This is a genomic window from Corallococcus terminator (assembly GCF_003611635.1).
Classification (GTDB): Bacteria; Myxococcota; Myxococcia; order Myxococcales; family Myxococcaceae; genus Corallococcus; species Corallococcus terminator.
The window spans coordinates 1-1,597 of sequence record NZ_RAVZ01000667.1; the positions used below are offsets into that span (position 1 = coordinate 1).

Genomic DNA, 1,597 nt, shown 5'->3' on the forward strand with positions numbered 1-1,597 from the left:
GCCCGGGGTCCATGGGAGCAGTTCACCATCACCTTCTACTGAGGGACGGGGTAGGGCCGAGTAACTCCGGGCGAAAGCAGACACGCGTCTGGGAGGGCGTGGTCTCGGGAAGTACCGTGGCCACGCCCAGGTCCTCGTAGATGAGGGCCGCTTCCGCCTTTGCCCATCCACTCCGTCCGCTCGGGACGTGAGTGCGTCCGACTAGCAGATGGCGCTGTTCCTGAGGGGCAGGTGCCAATGGCCTGGGTGACAACCGCCGACGCGCAGGACCGGGATGCCGCGGCAGGTGCGGTGCTCCCGCGTGCCTCCGAAGACTTTCCCACGTTGAACAAGGTCTGGGCGGAGGCGGGCTACCAGGGGCCCGTGGTGGCGGACGCCGCGAAGGAGGCCAGACTGGAGGTGGAGATTGTCCGGCGCTCCGAGAAGGACCGGGGCTTCGTCGTGCAAAAGCGCCGCTGGGTGGTGGAGCGCACCAACGCATGGCTGACGCGTCAGCGGCGACTGGCTCGCGACGACGAGCGTCACGAGCACTCGTCCGAAACCTTCATCCACATCGCGATGACCGGCCTCATGCTGCGCCGCCTTGCGTAGCGGCCCAATTCAACAGGCTCTGAGCGCCGCCGGACGAGAAACGCCCTGCTTCCGCAAGGTCGGGACTTAGCCCGTCAGCTTGGACGTTGAGACTCACTGGGGACCTCTTGAGCGGAGATGCGCTGCCTGATGCTCGGCGTGCTCTTCCCAGAGTTGGCGAACCCGCTCGGCGTCCAGTGCGCTGGTGGCCACCATGAAGGGAAACCATGTTGTGCCAGGTGTTGGAGCCCAGCGAGGCGAGCGCCAGCCGCAGTCGCAGCCGGCGGAAAGCGACTCGACCTCTCGCGCATTGTCGTCGCGACGGTATTCCAGCTCGCGGAACAGCCTTGCGGCACTGTCACATCCATCCCGCGTCACGAATCCAACTGCATAGCCTTCGTGTCCAGGCAGCCCATCCCGATTGAAGCCCATCAGTCGGTCACTCCTCGCGGTCGCTGTTCACGCTGTCCACCATGCGCAGGGCATGCGGCGGCGGCCGGGATTTATGGGCGGACGCAAGCCAACGGTCAATGGCGGGGGAACCCTCCCCCAGGGCGGCGATGAAGCCAGCAAGAAGCGCGTAGCTCCGAGAGTCCAGTGAGCCGACCACGTCCATGAACGGGACGGCCTTCTCGGCATCCCACAGGGTCCACGCGAGGTGAAGGAAGGCCCGCTCTCCAGAACTCCAGGAGCACGCTTCCAACAGGTCGAATGCCAGGGGGATGGGTCCTTCGGCAGTGAAAAGGGGGGGCTTGCTCACGTGGACCAAGAAGCTGTTACAGACGGCGGCGCGCTGGGCATCGTCACGAAACATTCGGGTTCCTCCACGTGCTGCAGACGTCTGCGGGCTACGCGTTGTTCACGGACCTGCAGACTGCGCCGGCTCGCACAGGTGGAGACAGCACGGCCCAGGGGGGCCCCATCGTCAATACCCCATTGGAGGGATGGCTGCCGGTCCTCCCGCCAGACGCGCCCTGGAGGTGCGAGCGCCACCGCCAACGCTGCGCTACCCGACGGCGCCCTCTTT

2 protein-coding genes are annotated in these 1,597 nt (G+C 66.0%); one reads left to right on the plus strand and one right to left on the minus strand.

Annotated features, from left to right (window positions below; all coding sequences use genetic code 11):
* Window positions 1–246: 246 nt before the first annotated feature.
* The gene (locus tag D7V88_RS41340) at window positions 247–591 is read left to right on the plus strand and encodes a transposase (RefSeq protein ID WP_158625279.1); all 345 of its coding nucleotides are present in this window, start codon (window positions 247–249) and stop codon (window positions 589–591) included.
* A 418-nt stretch (window positions 592–1,009) separates the two neighbouring features.
* On the opposite strand, the gene D7V88_RS41345 is transcribed toward D7V88_RS41340, so the two are convergent.
* On the minus strand, window positions 1,010–1,384 hold the full coding sequence (locus D7V88_RS41345; protein WP_120545940.1) for a hypothetical protein: 375 nt from the start codon (window positions 1,382–1,384) through the stop codon (window positions 1,010–1,012).
* Window positions 1,385–1,597: the final 213 nt, after the last annotated feature.

Bases quoted from the DNA above. Each gene is read 5' to 3' on its own strand.
- D7V88_RS41345 (WP_120545940.1), bottom strand. From the start codon at position 1,384: ATGTTTCGTGACGATGCCCAGCGCGCCGCCGTCTGTAACAGCTTCTTG.